Origin of the sequence: Streptomyces torulosus, assembly GCF_001419765.1 — a bacterium.
Taxonomy (GTDB): domain Bacteria; phylum Actinomycetota; class Actinomycetes; order Streptomycetales; family Streptomycetaceae; genus Streptomyces; species Streptomyces torulosus.
In genome coordinates, this window is record NZ_LIRK01000191.1 from 35,662 (window position 1) to 52,210 (window position 16,549).

The window sequence follows — 16,549 nt, forward strand, 5'->3', positions numbered from 1 at the left end:
GAACGCCTAAGCGCCGATGGCGCAGTCAGCCGACTGGTTGGTCGGCCCCCGCCGCCACGATCAGTCGGGCGGCGTTGGTGACTGAGGAGTCCACGAAGAACTCGGCGATCGGGACATGCACCGTGAACTCACTCTTGAGGCGGGAAATGAGCCGCAGCGCGGCCAGAGAGTGGAAACCCAGCGCAAAGATGTCTGTCCGCAGGTTGATCGTCGCTACTTTGAGTACCTCGCAGTAGATCTCCGCGACCTTGACCTCGAGCTCGCTGCCCTGCGCTTCCTCGGGGACGACACGCTCGCGGCTCTGCAGCGCGAGCAAGGCTGCTTGGTCAACCTTGCCGTGCGAGGTGAGCGGGAACCGTTCAACTACGGAGATGTGAGCCGGAACCAGGTGTGGGGGAAGCTGGGTACGCACGTACGCCGCGGCTGCTGCCTCGTCGGCGTACGCACCGATCAGGAACGCGATCAGCTCAAGCTCGGCCGCTGGATCAGCCTCGGTGCGCCGAGGCACGACCAGGCTGCGCTCCACGTCCGGATGGCCGTCGAGTACCGATTCGATCTCGGCGAGCTCGACCCGATGGCCGCGCAGTTTGAGCTGACGGTCCACGCGGCCGAGAAATTCGAGGTCACCTTCGGTGGTCCATCGGCCTTGGTCGCCGGTGCGATACATACGTGCGCCCGGCTCGGCCGCGAAGGGGTCCGCCAAGAAGCGCTCGGCGGTCTGCTCGGGCCGGTTGAGAAAGCCGTCGGAGACGCCGGGGCCGGCCAGGTAGATCTCCCCTGGTACGCCGCGTCCAACCGGTGCGAGCAAAGCGTCGAGCACGTAGACGGCGGCGTGCGGCATGGGTCGTCCGATCGGCAGCGCCTCGCGGTCGAAGTCAGCACCAGGCTGGTAGGTCGTGCTGGTCACCGCCGTTTCGGTGAGCCCATAGACATTGGTGAGCGGAATCCCGAAGTCCAACCAGCGCTGGTAGACCTCGATCGGCGCGCGTTCGCCGCCGACCAGCACTCGCCGCATGGTTTTCGGAAGGGGGACAACAGCCGGGTCGATCAGGCGCACTACTTCCATCCAGTAGGCGGTGGGGATCTCACATATGGTGATCTCGCGCTCTCCGAGGAGGTGCAGCAGTTCCTCCGGGCCGGTCCGGCCGAGCACGCCATCGAAAAAGACGACGCAGCCACCGGCCAGCCAGGTGGGGAAGAACTCCTCGACATGTACGTCGAAGGTCATCGCGGCGATCTGCAGCATCCTGTCTTCCGGGCCCAGATCGAACGTGTCCACCGCGGCACGGGTGAACGCGGTCAGGTTGACATGGGTGACGAGGGTGCCCTTGGGCACTCCCGTCGAGCCGGAGGTGAACGGGACATACGCGATCTGACGGACTGTCACAGCGATGTCCTCGAGATCCTCACCGCTCTGGGCCTCGATCGAGGAAGCAACCGCCGGATCGTCGAGGGCGAGCACATGGTGGGCCCCGGCGAAGTCCTCGGCAAGGGCCACGACCGTGAGCACCAAGCGGGGCGCGGTCTCGGCGAGGACGTGGGCCGTGCGGCTGCCGGGCGCGTCCGGAGCCACAGGGACGTAGGCCCCGCCCGCCTTCAGTACGGCGAGCACGGCGGCCGGCCAGGAGGAGCCATGGGGCAAGGCGAGCGCCACCCGCTCGCCCGTGCGAAGACCTAGCTGACGCAGATGCCGCGCGAGCCGGTTGGCCTGGCTGTTGAGCTCTGCGTAACTGACTGGAGTACCGTCTTCACGCTCGATCGCCGGCGCATCGGGGCTCTGCCGGACCCGCCGCTCGAACAGCGCGTGCAGGGTGGCCGGCTCGTCCCCCGGCACGGGCCGACCGGTGAGCTCCCGATCGGGCGCGGCGTCGGTCGACGTGCGAAGCGCTCCCAGTGGGAACTCGGGGTGGGACACGGCCTCGCCGAGCAGCGCCAGGTAGCTCTCGGCCATTGCCTCGATGGTGCCCGGGTCGAACAGCTCACTGTCGTACTCAAACTGAAGGCTCAGCTCCCCGAGCGCGTCCACAGCGCTGAGACTGAGACGGAACCGGGCCCCGCCATTGGACACCTCGTACAGCTCCGTCACCGCGCAGCCCGGCAGCGTGGCCTCGAACTCCGTGGACTGCTCGAAGGAGAACATCGTCTGGAAGAGCGGGGTCTCACGCGAGGTGCGTTTGGAGTCGACCCGTTTGACAAGCTCGGTGAAAGGCGCGTCCTGTGAGGAGAGCGCGTCGAAAGCACTCAGCTGGAGTTCGCGGACCAGCGAGGCGAAGGACATGTCCGCGTCCAGCCGCAGTCGCAACGGCATGGTGTTGACGAACAGCCCAATGAGCGACTGGTGCTCGGGCCGGATCCGGCCGGCCAGAGGCGTTCCGATCAGCAGGTCGTCCTGACGGGTGTAGCGGGCCAGCAGCACGCCCCAAACACCGCCGAGCATCGCGAAGGGCGTGACCCCGAGCCGCTTGGCGCAGGCGTAGGTATCGGCCCGAAGCTGCTCTGGCACCACTGTCGTGAACTCGTCCCCCCGGTAGTCCCGGGAGGCTCCTGAACTGTGATCGACCGGCAGTGCGAGGATCGTCGTCGCACCGGCCAATTCCCGAGCCCACGCGTCGAGCACGTTGCCGTACCCGCCGTCCTCGGTGATGCGCCGCTGTTCGGCGGCGAAGTCGCGGTACTGCATGGTGAGGTCAGGCAGATCGGGCTCACCGCCCGCGTGCCATGCGGCGTAGAGCGCGACGAACTCGGTCCAGAACAGACGCAGCGACCAACCGTCCGCAACGATGTGGTGCATGTTGAGGAAGAACGCGTAGGCGTCATCCTCAAGACGTAGCGCGGCGGCCCGCAGCAGCGGGCCGTGCACAAGGTCGAAGGGCTCGCGAGCGGCGGTCTCGAGGAACACACGCCACTCGTCGGGCCGGGAGCGAAAGTCGAACACAGGCAGCGCGAAGGGCTGCGGCGGATCTGTGATGAGGCACAGTTCACCGTTTTCCTCGACCACCCGGGAGCGCAGCACCTCATGCCGACGCACGATCTCGGTCACGCAGCGCGCGGCGAGTTCCGTGTCCAACGCGCCACGCAGTCGGATCACCATGGGTATTCCGTAAACGCTGCGGCCCGGGGCGAGTTGTTCAGCGAACCAGATCTGCTCCTGCAGGAGCGAGATCCTCTCGATCTGTCGGTTGCCCATGGGTGCTCCGGTCGGGTGCGTGGCCTGCGGAGTAGTGGTTGGCTCGGTCATCGTGACCCGCTCTTCCTGACAGTCGGCTAGTAACCGAGTTCCCGGTCGACCAGGCCGATCGGCTCGAGGCCGTTCACCAGTCGACGAATGTTGCGCCGGACCAGGTCGACGAAGGGTCCGAGTGCGTGATCCAGATCGCCCGCGCAGTGCGCGGTGATCACACAGGTGGGAAGGGACCACAGCGGGTGCTCCGTAGGAAGCGGCTCGGGGGCGGTGACGTCCAGGCCGGCGCCGGCAATCCACCCGGAGGTCAGCGCACGAACGAGGTCATCGGTGATGACAAGCCCGCCGCGCGCCACGTTCACCAGGCACGCGTCCCGACGCATGGACCTGAGTCTGACTGCGTCGATCAGCCCGGCCGTGTCCGCGGTCAGCGGCGCCGCGAGGAAGACCACACGGGCCTCGGGCAGCCATTCGTCGAGGCGATCGGGCGTGCCGACCTCGGCGCCCGCTATCGGGGCGCCGCCGCGGCACACCACCTTGGCGCGGACCCTGAACGGGCGCAGCAGTGCGAGCAGTGCCCGGGCAACCCCGCCGCCGCCCACCACGAGGACCTCGGCGTTCGTCAGCCCGATGGCGGGGCGCGGCAGCCACGCGCCGGCCCTCACGGAGGCAGTGCCCTGACGCAGCACGGTCAGCGCGAGCATGAGGGCGTGTTCGGCCACCAGCTCGGACTGGACGCCCACGGCCCGGCTCCAGCGGATCCGCTGGTCCATGAGCGGCAGGTAGCTTTCGACGCCGGCGCTCGCCAGTTGAACCCAGCGCACCGACGGCGCGCACTCCAGTGCGGCTGCCAGCTCCGAGGGCTGCTCGCCGGTCCAGATCAAGCCCTGAGCCCGGGCCAGCGGAGCTAGTCGAACGCCTGAATGATGCAGAGCTGTCATGAGATCGGCGGGCGCCGGTTCCGGAAGCACTGCCACGGGTAGGTCGGGAAGCATGGTCACCAGCCACTGCCCGGCTTGCCCACCGCCGTGACGTCCGCCTTCGCGTCGGCCAGCGCTGCCACTCCACGTACTGAATACGCGTCGAAGACCTCGCGGAAACCGAGGCTGATGCCCAAGTCTGTGCGGATCCAGCTGATCAGCCGCAACATGAACAGCGAATCCCCACCCAGGTCAAGCAGGTTGTCGAGCACACCGATCTCGTCGAGTCCCAGTAGCTCCGCCGCGGCGGCGCCGACGCGCCGCTCGATCTCACCTGTCGGCGGCACGAACTCGGTGGGCAAGTCGGGCCGACGCTTCGGCGGCTGCGGAAGCATCGCGTGGTCGATCTTCCGATGCGTCGTCAGCGGGAACTCGTCCAGCCGGATCAGCGCTGAAGGGATCAGATGGGCCGGCAGTTCGTCGGCGAGGAAGGAACGCAGCTCACCGGCGCTCACCTTGTCCCGGTCAGCAGTCACGTAGCCGATCAGCCGCTGCTCACCCGACGCGTCTTGACCCGTCGTGACCAGGGCTTGACGCACCGCAGGGTGCCGGTCGAGCGCAGCCTCGATCTCGCCTGGTTCGACGCGATATCCACGCACCTTGACTTGCTGGTCGCCGCGTCCAAGGAATTGCAGCCGACCGTCGGGAAGACGGCGTACCCGATCGCCGGTGCGGTACAACCTGGCCCCCGGAATCCCCGAGTAGCGGTCGGCGACGAACCTGTCCGCGGTGACGTCAGGTCTGCCCAGGTAACCGCGTGCCAGCGAGTCACCACCAATGAGCAGCTCGCCCTCGGCACCCGCGGGAACGAGTTCGAGCCGCTCGTCGACGACGAACATGCGGGTTCCGGCGATGGCATCGCCCATGGACAACACCCCGTCCTTGGGTGCTTGTCCGGGCGGCACGGTCCAGTACGACGCGGTCGCAGTGGTCTCGGTCGGCCCGTAGACGTGCACCAACGGAAGGCGGAAGCGGTTCCACTGCTGGACCGCTTCGGGCATGGCGCGGTCTCCTCCCATGACGACCAGGCGCAGCGACGGAGGCAGTGCCCCGCCGGTGTCCACGAGGTGGCGAACCAGCACGTGCCAGTGCGCGGTCTGCATCTCCAGCAGCGTGACCTCGTGCGCGGTGAGGAAGTCGAGCAGGGCCTCCACCGGGGAGAGCGCAACCCGGTCGGCCGGGAACACGCTTGTCCCGCCCTGCACGAGTGGGGGGAACAGCTCCTCGAGTGAGGCGGAGAATGCGGAGGCGGCCAGCATCAGGTAGCGATCACGCGGCCCCATGCCGAACTCGGCACTCGCGGCGGCTGCGAGATTCGCCAGGCCGAGATGGGTGATCATGACGCCTTTGGGTGCTCCGGTGGAACCTGAGGTGTAGATCACGCAGGCCAGATCGTCCGGCGCAGCCGCGGGGGCGCCCGTACGGGGAGACAAGCGCCCCCGGTCAGGCGCAAGCGTCGTGACGGGCACGCTGGTTGGCGTCCCCTGCGCTCCTTGCGCTCCGTCTACGATGAGGATCTTGATACCGGAGTCCGCCGCGAGGAAACCCTTGCGCTGGTCGGGGTAGTCCGGGTCGATGGGCACGTAGGCCGCTCTCGCACGCAGCACGCCGAGAATCGCGACAAGCAGGTCAACGGAGTGACGCATCATCACGCCGACGCGATCGCCGGGAAGCACTCCCATCTCCGCCAGGCGCGCCGCCATGTGCTCGGCTTCGGCGGCGAGTTCGGCGTAGGTCAGCGCCCGCTGTGCATCCTCGGTGGCGGGGGCGTGCGGCGTCACCCTTGAGTGCTGCTCAAGCAGGTGCGGGATGAGCTTCGGCGCGTCGTTTCGCGCTGATTGAACGTCGGCGTTCACGCAGCAGACTCCTCAGGTTCGGGCGACGTGGACGTCAGGGGGCCTGCGGCGACGTCAACCTGCTCTGCCATCAGCTTCACAACGGGTGTGACGCCACTGCCCGGCAGCACCGGGGCGCCGAGGGCTGCCAACCCGGTCTCGAGCGCGGCCAGCGCGGTGACCAGGTCGAGCGGGTCGGCGTGGCCGCAGTGACCGATCCGTACCACTTCGTCGGCCAGTTCTCCGTTGCCGGTGGTCAGCTGGACGCCTGTGTGCTCGACCACCGCATCGACGAGAGTTTGCGCGCTTACTCCGGGCGGTGTGAACGCGGCCGTCACGATGCCGTTGCGCGCCACTTCTGGGGTCAGCAGCCGGAGTCCGAGGCCGCGCAAGCCCGCTCTGGCCATCCGGCCGAGCTCCGCATGCCGCCGGTGGCGCCGCTCCATGCCTTCAGCGAGTACCTGTTCGAGCGCCGCGGACAACTGGAGCAGCACGCCGACCGCCGGCGTCCAGGGGGTACGCGGGATGGACTGGTTCAGGTTGTCACGCGTGATCGTCCAGTCGAAGTAGTACCGCAGATGCCTGGCCTTGGCGTGCCGGCGCCAGGCGCGCTCACTGACCGAGACGAAAGAGACCCCCGGCGGCGCCATCAGCGCCTTCTGACTCCCGCCGACCACGACGTCCAACCCCCACGCGTCGGCCTGCATTTCGCAGCCGCCGACCCCGGAGGCCGAGTCCACTATCGTCAGCACACCGCGGGTCGCGCGCCCGATGGCCTCAAGGTCGGTGACGACGCCTGTGGAGGTCTCGCAGTGCACGACGATCGCCGCGACGATTTGCGAGTCGGCCGCCAGGCAGGCTTCGACAGCTGCGGGGTCCGGCTCGCGACCCCACGCGACGTCGAGCACGACGGTCTCCAGGCCATAAGCGCGGCACAGCTCCACCCAGCGCCTTCCAAAGGCACCGTTGTCCACCACGAGTACCTTTTCCCCTGGGCTGAAGAGGTTTTGCACCGCGCTCTCGAACGCACCGGTGGTGCTTGACGAGAAGATCAGCACGTCCCCCGCGGTACCAAGCACATGCCTGAGCCCGTCGATGATGCGTGTGAATATGCGTGCGAAGTCCGCGGTGCGCTCGTCGACCATGGGATGCGTCGCCGCCGCGATGACCGCGGGCGGCAGCGGGGTCGGACCGGGTATGGCCAATCTGTCCTTGTAAATCATCTTCCTGATTCCTTCGTGCCGCGGTGGTCCGGCTTCGTCAAAGGCTCGTCTGCGGTCGAGTACCGCTCAGCTGACCGACACCTCACTGCCGCTGTCCGGCACGCGCGGTTCCTTCTGCACCTGTAGCTCTGGTTGCTCAACCTTGGTCAGGGCAAGGGCGAACAGTGCCGTACCCACCACCGCGACCACAGCACAGCCCACCAGCACCGGGCGTAGGCCGAACAGGATGCCCAGTGGGCCGGCCACGGCGAAGCCGACCGGCTGGGCGATCTCCGAGGCCATCAGGTCGAAGGCGGCCACCCGGCCGAGTACGGCGCTCGGTACGGCTCGCTGCATGAGGGTCTGGAAGAACACTCCTTGCAGGCCGATCGCACAGCCGGAGAGCAGTGCGGCACCCGCCACCACCACCGTCGGCACGCCAGAGCCGAGGGCCAACGCCTCGAAGACGATCAGCGGTGGCAGCCACGCTATGAAGACCACCGGTTGCTTCGGCTTGATCCGCCCGGAGGTGAACTCCGCGCAGAGCACACCGATGGTCATGCAGGTGCCGATGACACCCCAAGCTGCGGGACCGCCCAGATGGGTGTCGGCCACCAACGGGCCGAGGACCGCGAGGGGAGCCAGCAGGACCAGCGAGAACAACGTCCACTGCAAGGTGAGCAGCCATAGCCAGGGGCGCATTCGAAACTCCCGCCAGCCTTGCTTCAGCTGCGTGAGCGTCCCGCCTTCGTGATCCGGCTCGACTTCGCCCCGGGCGGGGATCTTGGCGAATATGAGACAGAGAGTGATGAAAGCCATCAGCACGCTCTCCACCAGGAAAGCGGCTCCCGAACCGTACGCCGCCACGACCACTCCTGCCGTCGCAGGGGCCACCGTCCAAGCCAGCGAGGAAAAAGCGCCGACCAGCGCATTGGCCTCGTCCAGGTCTTCTCTCGCAACGACGTCCGGCATGATCGCCATGCTGGCCGGACCGAACAGCGCGTCAGCGCCGCCGTACACGACTGCCAGAGCGAAGAACCAGGCGAGGGTCGCAGTATCCGTGAGGAGTCCTATTGCCAAGGTCGCCGCTGCGGTCAGGCGTACGATCGACGAAACGATGAGCAACGGGGCACGCGGAAAGCGGTCCGCCGCGACGCCGGAAAACAGCGACAAGGCGAGCGAAACCGCCGCCTGAACTCCGAGGACGAGGCCGAGGTCACTCGCAGAACCAGTGGTGTGGAGGATACCGAAGCTCTCCGCGACCGGCAGGAAGCCGTTGGCCATGCTGGAGCCCAGCCGGGCGGCCAATAGGCACGTGAAGTTTCGGTCAGTCAGCAGCCTTCTGCGTTTGCTTCGGCGTCCTTTTTTGCCGGAGACCTCTACATCGCTCATTGCGTCTCTTTCCGCGCGTGCTGGTTTCAGGTCCCGGCACGAGGGCTAGGTGATGGTTTCTCTGGGTCCGGTCGGGCGGCGGTGCCACGCCGACGGGCCCTCAAGAGGTTGTCGCCTCGACCAGGGACTTGGGCCGCATGTCCGTCCAGTTCCGTTTCACGTACTCCAGGCAGTCCTCTCGCCCGGCTTCGCCGTGTACTACGGTCCAGCCCTTGGGCACGGTGATGGCGGCGGGCCACAACGAGTGCTGTCCCTCAGCATTGACCAGCACCAGGTACACGCCGTCTTGGTCCTCGAATGGATTCGCCACTGCTTTCACTCCCGTACGTAAGTTGTCATCATTCGTCAGCGGCCGCGAAACTCGATATGCGTGCCGAATTCATGGGTAATAGGGAACCTATGCAACCCGCAGCACATCGACTGTGCTGATCGGAGCATCTGGGTCCGCGGCAAGAGCGGCCAGCATCCGCCGGTAACCGTCGGCCACGTGCTGTGCGGTCTCCCGTTCGAACATGTCGAGCTGGTACTCCAGGAACGCATCCATCCCAGCCGGCTCCTTGTCCGGGCCGAAGTTCTCCCGCAGACTCAACGCCAAGTCGAACATGGAGCTGCCGCCGTCGATGTCCAATGGCACGTCGGTCAATCCGTCGAACTTGAGCCCGACGTCGGTGTTGTTCTCCAGGGTGAACATGACCTGGAAAAGCGGGTGACGGGTCCGTGAGCGGGCAGGATTGAGTGCCCTGACCAGGTGATCGAAGGGGATATCCTGGTTGTCGTAGGCATCAAGGGCGACGGTCTGGACCCGCTTGACCAGGTCTCGCAGACTCGGGTCGCCGGAGACGTCAACGCGGAATACCAGCATATTGACGAAGTACCCGACGAGATCGGTCAGCGCATCATCCATGCGGCCGGCCACGGGTGAGCCGATCGGAATGTCGGTGCCCGCACCGAGCTTGCTCAGCAGCGCCGCAAACCCGGCCTGCAACACCATGAACATGGTCGCATTTTCGGTGCGGGCGACCTCGGCCAGTGCCGTATGCAGATCGGCGTCGAGGGAGAACTCGATCGAGCCCCCGGCGAAGTCGGACATCGGTGGGCGCGGGTGATCCACCGGCAACCGCAGTTCCTGGGGGATGCCGTCGAGCACCGAACGCCAGTGCGTGAGCTGTCTCGACGCCAGGCTGTCCGGGTCCTCCTCGCGGCCCAGCAAGCGCCTCTGCCAGAGTGCGTAGTCGGCGTACTGGACAGGCAGCGGCGGCAGATTCGGCTCGGCACCACGGCGCCGCGCCGCGTAGGCCCGGGCGAGGTCTCGGGTGAGCGGCCCCAACGACCAGCCATCGCTGACGATGTGGTGCATCGACAGAAGCAGCACGTGCTCCTGCGGCCCTAGTGCGAACAGCCATGCCCGAAGGGGCAGGTCGTGCACAAGGTCGAACGGGCGTTCCAAGGCCTCGTACATCGCCTCATGCAGCTCTTCCTCGGCAAGCTCCTCGTACTCCAGTCTCACCACGCATTCCGAGATGTCCAGAACAACCTGCTGCGGCTCGCCCTCACCGTCCCGGATCACCGTGCGAAGCGATTCATGTCGCTGCACGATGTGTCGCAATGCCTCCTCCAGGGCGGTGCTGTCCAGCTGCCCTGTCAGCCGCGAAGCGAGCTGCATGGTGTACATCGAGCTGCCCGGATTCATCTGATGGATGAACCACAGTCCGAGCTGCCCAAACGACAGAGGGATCATGACTGGTCCCACATTGAGATCCTCACTGCTCTGTGCGGGCCCACCCGACCGCGCGGAAGTCATCCGGCGCCGCCGTGGGTCAGCGGACCATCGGGAGGAGTGCCGGCCGGGTGATGACGGCGATCTGACCAGAGTCGATCTGCGCCGCGAGCAATGCCGCGGTAGGCGCCTGGAACAGGGTCTTGATACCGATCTCTACACCCATGACACTGCGGATCCGGCTCAGCAGACGCACCGCGTGCAGAGACTGGCCGCCGAGTTCGAAGAAGCTCTCGTCCACACCGACCTCAGCGAGGTCCAGCACTTCGCCGATCAGCTTGCACAGTTGCTGCTCGCGCGCGGTGCCCGGGCTGCGATCGGTGACAGACGCACGATCATCCGGAGCGGGCAGGTTACGCCGGTCCACCTTCCCGTTCGTGGTCAACGGCAGGTTCTGCAAGCGCACCACGACAGACGGGACCATGTAACCGGGCAACTGTGCCGCGGCGTGGGCGAGGATCTCCTCGTTGGGCGCCTGGGCCACTATGTAGGCGACGACTTGCCGCAGCCCGGGTCTGTCTTCGCGTACCACGACGGCGGTCTGTTCCACACCTGGGTGCGCTGCGATCACGTTCTCGATCTCGCCGAGCTCGATCCGGAAGCCGTTCATCTTGACCTGGTCGTCCCGGCGCCCGACGAACTCAAGAGTCCCGTCGTTACGCCAGCGGGCCCGATCTCCGGTGCGATACATCCGCCCCCCGGCCGGACCGAAGGGACAGGCAACGAAGCCGGCCGCAGTGAGGTCGGGTCGGCCGAGATATCCGCGGGCCAGCCCAGCGCCGCCAAGGTACAGCTCGCCCGCCACGCCCACCGGCAGCGGCCGCAGGCCCTCGTCCAGGACGAAGATCTGGGTGTCGGCGATCGGCCGGCCGATGGGTGGCGGTTCGTTCCCCTCGTTCCCCGTCAGCGGGCCGATCAGCGTTGCGCACACCGTGGCCTCGGTGGGCCCGTAAGCGTTGAACATGCTGCAACGCCCGGACCAGCGTGCGGCGAGGTCGGCGGTCAGGCTTTCCCCGGCGACCACGATGGTCAGGTCCGCGGGCAGATCCTCGTCGGGGGAGAGCGAGGCGAGTACCGAGGGCGGCAGGGTTACGTGCGTCACGGTCTCTCGGACAAGCACTGCTTCGAACGAACCCCCGACGAAGTCGTGAAGACCCGGGACAAACACCGCCGTAGCGCCGCTGAGCAGGGCCATACAGAGCTCCGACACGGAGGCGTCGAAACTTGGACTGGCGAATTGCAGGACCCTGCTGTCGGACCGTACGCCGAATGCCTCGATCTGCGCGCCGGAGAGCCCTGCGAGGCCCTTGTGCGTGACCGTCACGCCCTTCGGAGTCCCGGTCGAACCGGAGGTGTAAATGACGTATGCCGGGTGCGCGAGGGTGAGTGGGTGCGACCGCTGTGCGTCGGAGACGTTCGATGCGTCCGCGTCCGCGTCCGCGTCCGCGTCCCGCCCGGTCTGCTGTTCGTCGAGGACCAGGATCGGCGTCGTCCAGGGCTGGGCCGTGGCGCCGGCGGCATCGGTCAGCAGCAGGGCGGGACGCGCGTCGCCGACGATGTACTCGAGTCGCTTGGTCGGATAGGCCGGGTCGAGCGGTAGGAACGCGGCACCCGCCTTGCTGATCGCGAGGATGGCCAGGACGAGGAGCGGGCCGCTGGGCAACGCAACCCCCACCAGCTTCTCGGGTCCCATTCCACGGGCAATCAGAGCTCTGGCAAGCCGGTTGGCCCGCTCGTTGAGCTGTCGGTAGCTCCACCGCAATGCGCCGCAGGAGACCGCGCATGCGTCGGGGCGCCGCGCGACCTGGGCCTCGAAGAGCGAGGGGAGGACGACGGGATCGAATGATGCGCCGCCCCCGCTCTGCTGCCTTACCAGCAGAGCGTGCTCCTCCTCTGAGGCCAGTGGAATCTCGCCCAGCGGTCGGTTCGGCGAACGGAGCGCGTTCTCGAGGAAGGTGGTGTAGTGCGATGCGAAGCGGCGGATCGTCTCCGGCGCGAACAGGTCGGTCGCGTACTCGATTTCCGCTTCGAGTCGGCCGTCCTGCTCAACCACCTCGATACTCAGGTCGAGTTTGGCGGCGGTGCGCGGCGGCGGTGCGGCGCCCTCGATCGTCAGTCCCGCGACGCGTATGGACTCCTCAAGCCCCTCGTCGTAGACGAACGCCGTCTGGAACAGCGGATTGCGGCTCGGGTCGCGTGGCGGACGAAGTTGCTCGATGACCTTCTCGATCGGCGCTTCCTGATAGGCGAGACCCTCGATGGAAGCCCGGCGTGTTTGGTTGACCAGGCCGTGGAAGGTCTGATCGCGCTCTGGGCGTACCCGGAGGGGCACGACATTGACGAACATGCCGATCATTTCCTCGGTGCCGGGCTCGGTCCGACCGGCCATGGGGGTGCCCACCAGCAGGTCCTCTTGGCCTGCGTAGCGGCCGAGAACGGCGGCCCAGCCGGCGAGCATGACCGCGTAGGGGGTGACGCTCCAGCGGCGGGCCGCCGCCGCGAGTTCGTCGCGCAGCGAAGCCGGCAATGTGAAGGAGTGACTGGCGCCATGGAAGCTCATGCGCGCGGGACGCTGGTAGTCGGTGGGCAGTTCAAGTGCGAAGGACGCGTCCCTGAGCTGGGTGCACCAGTGCTCGACCTGACTGTCCAACAGGCCCTCGTCGAGCGAGCGACGTTGCGCGACGGCGTACTGCCCGTAGGCGAAGGGCAGCACGGGGAGCTCGGGTGTGCGGCCCTCGGCCCCCGCGGCAAGAAGTTCCGCAAGCTCCTGGACCAACACGCCGGCCGAGACTCCGTCGAAGACCAGGTGATGTATGTCCACCAGCAGGCGGTGGTCCGCGGGACCAAGGCGGTACAAGCCGAACCGCACGAGCGGCCCATGCAAGAGGTCGAACGGAGCTGCCGTCGCGGCGCTCACGCGCTCAGCAATCTCCTGCTCCGAGGCCGCATCCCGTGGATCAAGTCTTACGGGGTGTGCGGGGACGACGACGAACCGGGGTGAGCCAGACGCGTTGGACACCACGGAGTGCAGCACCTCGTGTCGTTCAACGATATGGGTCAGAGCCGCCTCAAGCAGCCCGAGGTCCAGCTCGCCGCGCAGGGCGAACACAACCGGGGTCCCGTAGTGCGAGCCCGCATCGGCGAGTTGCTCGGAGACCCAGATCCGCTCCTGTGCCAGGGAAAGGGGGAAACTCCGGTCAACGCGGCGGTCCTGGCTGTCTTTCGGTTGCATCGCAGAGTCTTGGGTGGTCGACACTGACGTCTCCCAGTCCTTTCCGGGTAGGGTCCGTCCGGCCGCGAGGGCCGAGGTGCTGAAGTTCGTTAATAGATCACTCGCGCGTCGTGGCTGATTCTGCGATCGCGCGACTTCCGCAGGTCGCGCGCCACGTTCAGCCTCTTGAGCCAGCGGTCCGTGCCGTCGAAGCGGGCAGTGAAGGGCACCCTGCCGTGCACGATCTTGTAGTTGTCCAGGAAGAGCAGTTCACCCGGTTCGAGCACGTAATCTCGTATGTTGCGATCGACCTCCGCCTCGACAGCCTTCATTGCGCGGGCGCTGTCCGGGACGGCGTATGCGTCCTCCATGAAGAATGGATCGATGCGTAGATAGGGTGCTTCGCGGTCGCCGAAGAGGATGGCGACTCGGTCGGGCTCGCTGTCCTTGGCCATGATCCATTCATAGCTGCGCGAGAGCAGCTCGCGTTCGCGTGTCGACATCTCCCGGTTGTCTTCGTGGTGGTGCGGCAGATGCGAGCGGTCGGGCTTGATCGGGTACCGCTCCTGACAGAGCAGGTCCCTGATCTCATCAGTGAGCTCGAGGTCGTCGACCGAGGCGAAGGTCGTTGCCACCCGGTCGTGGTTGCGCAGACAGGCCAGGCCGAGGTAGTCGGCCCGCAGCGGGTGGAAGGCCTCCTCGGTGTGCCAGGTCAGCAGTTCTTCGCTGCCCGAGCCGAGCTGCTCCTTCTCATGTCCCTGGATCGGAAAGATGTCGTGCATGATCCGGCCGTCCTGCTGCGTCGCCCATGCGATGGGGTCGCCCAGCAGGGATGCGCAGAGCATGAAGTACATTTCCGCAGGGAGCGTGGACGCCCGGCCGACGTGGGTACGCCAGTGCTCGGGAGTGGGCCCGATGGCAACGTCGTCGATCCGGAAGCCGCGGATGGACAGCGCGCCACCGGAAGCCTCCAGGCGGAACGTGTTCAACTCGGCCCGCAGCCGTTGCGGCAGCTCGTGTGCGTACACCGGGCACTGCCGGACGAACTCCGGGTCACTGACCGAGTGGAACTTCGCCGTGAGCGAAGTGAGTACTTCGTTGACTGTCTTTAGCTCAATGTCCGAGAGTTCAATGCTCTGCATGTTCGTCAGGGTTCCTTTCCGCCTCACGGTTGGAGGCTCGCGGCGAACTCAGCGCCCAAAATGTCCAGGCCTTTGCTTAGTTGGCTGCGATCGCCGCCGAAACCGAGCCGGACGCGGCACGGGTGGTCGAATGCCCGGCCGGGGACGAGCAGTATGTTGCTGGTCTCTCCCAGCCGCCGGCAAAGGTCGGTTGTGTCCCGCCACGGGCGCAGTTGCGGGAACGCTGTCACTCCGCCGAGGGGCAGCGGGAGGTCGACATGATCCTCGTGCCGCGCGGCCCAGTCGGCCAACAGGCGTCGGTTCTCCCTGGCGTTCTCCAGCCTGGGAGCGATGAAGGCGTCTGCATGCTGTACGACGCGCAGCGCTATGTACTCGAGAAGGGGAGAGAGACTGAGGGTGATGCGGTCGCGCAGGTTGGTCATCGCCCGCAACAGCCCCGGGTCCGCCATGCACCACCCGAAACGCATGCCGGGTAGACCAAAAGCTTTTGAAAAGGTTCCGATCGACACAGTGCGCGGATAGGTCAGTCCGGGGTCCGGCAGCGGTGCGTCATCGTAGACCAGGTCCGTGAAAGCGCCGTCCCACAGGAGATAGGCGCCAACATTGTCAGCAATCTCCAGCAGGCGATGGAAACCAGCAAGGTCGAGTGTCGCGCCGGTCGGGTTGTGTGGAAAGTTGACCACAATAACCTTGGTGCGCGCAGTGACGAGCCTCGCAAGTTCCTCCACGTCAGGCCGAAATTTGTCCTCCTCGCGCAGCCGCCAGCGCAGAACCTCGCACCCCATGGACTCTGCGACGGATACGTGCGAGTGGTAGGCCGGGTGCAGGGCGACGACTTGGTCACCTGGCTCAAGGAGGGTCTGGAGCGCGACGTAGATGGCCTCGCTGCCGCCGTGCGTAAGCATGACCCTGCCCGCGTCACCGTCCCCCCAGCGCGAGGCGATGGCCTCGCGCAGGTCGTCCCGACCCAGGCACGGACTGTCTCGGAAAACGATCTCGTCCAAATCGCCAGGCTCGATGCCGGCGAGTTTGCGCACCTGTCCGAGCGAGTAGTCAAGAACCCCACTCGATCCGATGTCTATCGCAGCGTCATGATAGTGGTCGCGCATCCAGTCTTCGAGCAATGCCCCATCAAAATTCATCGTTCTCCAGAACCTTATCCTCGCGACCCAAGAACAACGAAACGGCTCGTGGGGATGTCTGACTCTCGTGCTCAATGTGCTCGGCAGGAAACGAAATATCTCCCCGGTCGGTGATCAATCTCCCAGACCGAGGGTGCGAGGTCCTCTATGGAGCAATGTACGTCCTCTCTGATATGGGCAGTTGACAGATATTGCCCGCTGCGGGATCTGCATTGCTGCCCATGCGTCGATGAGTCGGGTGCCCCATCTGTCGATAACCGACATCGCGGAAGAAGAGGACTTCCGTTTGCTCTTCACCGCAGGGCTGTTGGCCTGGGCCCAGGGTGCCGCGGTGCGGCTTGAGCGCCACGACGTAGGGCAGGCCGGCCTCGCGTAGCGCGAGGTACCGGTCGTCGCTGACGGAGTAGGCGCAGTCGGCGACCACGGCCCGGCAGGCGAAGCCCGCCTCTTCGGCTCGGGCCGCGAGGGCGGCGGACAGTTGCGGCTTGATGCGGAAGGCCGGGTCGGACCGGCCGCGGGCGAAGTGGTGGGCGGGCGTGTACGGCTGTGCGTACAGCGGGTAGTACACGCGGTCGTCGGTCCACACCGTGGTCACCGTGACGATGCCGTTGTCGGCCTTGCCGTACCGGCCCAGCCACTGCCGGCCCACATGCGCGGTCGCCGTGGCTGCTGCGATTGACGTCAAGC

General features: G+C 66.5%; 10 protein-coding genes and 1 pseudogene. All 11 read right to left on the reverse strand.

The window, feature by feature from the left end; genetic code table 11:
* Window positions 1–25: 25 nt before the first annotated feature.
* Window positions 26–3,187 (reverse strand): non-ribosomal peptide synthetase, encoded by a 3,162-nt coding sequence (locus tag AOK23_RS14130; protein WP_055713067.1) that lies wholly within the window; start codon window positions 3,185–3,187, stop codon window positions 26–28.
* 77 nt (window positions 3,188–3,264) lie between these two features.
* Entirely contained in the window at window positions 3,265–4,065 is an 801-nt protein-coding gene (locus AOK23_RS14135; RefSeq protein WP_157878030.1) for an NAD(P)-dependent oxidoreductase, read from the reverse strand.
* A 113-nt stretch (window positions 4,066–4,178) separates the two neighbouring features.
* Window positions 4,179–6,017 carry a non-ribosomal peptide synthetase gene (locus tag AOK23_RS14140; RefSeq protein ID WP_055713069.1) on the reverse strand — a complete coding sequence of 613 codons (1,839 nt, stop codon included), beginning with the start codon at window positions 6,015–6,017 and terminating at the stop codon, window positions 4,179–4,181.
* Complete coding sequence (locus tag AOK23_RS14145) at window positions 6,014–7,219, reverse strand: pyridoxal-phosphate-dependent aminotransferase family protein (RefSeq protein ID WP_055713070.1); 1,206 nt, start codon at window positions 7,217–7,219, stop codon at window positions 6,014–6,016. Before AOK23_RS14145 ends, AOK23_RS14140 begins: the two co-directional genes overlap by 4 nt.
* Window positions 7,220–7,285: 66 nt before the next feature.
* The gene (locus AOK23_RS14150) at window positions 7,286–8,590 is read right to left on the reverse strand and encodes an MFS transporter (protein WP_079049470.1); all 1,305 of its coding nucleotides are present in this window, start codon (window positions 8,588–8,590) and stop codon (window positions 7,286–7,288) included.
* 100 nt (window positions 8,591–8,690) lie between these two features.
* On the reverse strand, window positions 8,691–8,900 hold the full coding sequence (locus AOK23_RS14155; protein WP_055536649.1) for an MbtH family protein: 210 nt from the start codon (window positions 8,898–8,900) through the stop codon (window positions 8,691–8,693).
* An 87-nt stretch (window positions 8,901–8,987) separates the two neighbouring features.
* Window positions 8,988–10,328 (reverse strand): condensation domain-containing protein, encoded by a 1,341-nt coding sequence (locus tag AOK23_RS14160; protein ID WP_055713072.1) that lies wholly within the window; start codon window positions 10,326–10,328, stop codon window positions 8,988–8,990.
* 79 nt (window positions 10,329–10,407) lie between these two features.
* Window positions 10,408–13,623 carry a non-ribosomal peptide synthetase gene (locus tag AOK23_RS14165; RefSeq protein WP_055713073.1) on the reverse strand — a complete coding sequence of 1,072 codons (3,216 nt, stop codon included), beginning with the start codon at window positions 13,621–13,623 and terminating at the stop codon, window positions 10,408–10,410.
* 65 nt (window positions 13,624–13,688) lie between these two features.
* Complete coding sequence (gene gntD, locus AOK23_RS14170; RefSeq protein WP_055713074.1) at window positions 13,689–14,720, reverse strand: guanitoxin biosynthesis L-enduracididine beta-hydroxylase GntD; 1,032 nt, start codon at window positions 14,718–14,720, stop codon at window positions 13,689–13,691.
* A 23-nt stretch (window positions 14,721–14,743) separates the two neighbouring features.
* The gene (gene vioD / locus AOK23_RS14175) at window positions 14,744–15,862 is read right to left on the reverse strand and encodes a capreomycidine synthase (RefSeq protein ID WP_055713075.1); all 1,119 of its coding nucleotides are present in this window, start codon (window positions 15,860–15,862) and stop codon (window positions 14,744–14,746) included.
* A 301-nt stretch (window positions 15,863–16,163) separates the two neighbouring features.
* Window positions 16,164–16,526: pseudogene (locus AOK23_RS49750) on the reverse strand (transposase); the annotation flags it as partial.
* Window positions 16,527–16,549: the final 23 nt, after the last annotated feature.

What these genes read in the sequence shown, in the direction of transcription:
- AOK23_RS14150 (WP_079049470.1), bottom strand. Translation starts at nt 8,590, where the DNA reads ATGAGCGATGTAGAGGTCTCCGGCAAAAAAGGACGCCGAAGCAAACGC.
- AOK23_RS14130 (WP_055713067.1), bottom strand. Translation starts at nt 3,187, where the DNA reads ATGGGCAACCGACAGATCGAGAGGATCTCGCTCCTGCAGGAGCAGATC.
- vioD (WP_055713075.1), bottom strand. Translation starts at nt 15,862, where the DNA reads ATGAATTTTGATGGGGCATTGCTCGAAGACTGGATGCGCGACCACTAT.
- AOK23_RS14145 (WP_055713070.1), bottom strand. Translation starts at nt 7,219, where the DNA reads ATGATTTACAAGGACAGATTGGCCATACCCGGTCCGACCCCGCTGCCG.
- gntD (WP_055713074.1), bottom strand. Translation starts at nt 14,720, where the DNA reads ATGCAGAGCATTGAACTCTCGGACATTGAGCTAAAGACAGTCAACGAA.
- AOK23_RS14160 (WP_055713072.1), bottom strand. Translation starts at nt 10,328, where the DNA reads ATGATCCCTCTGTCGTTTGGGCAGCTCGGACTGTGGTTCATCCATCAG.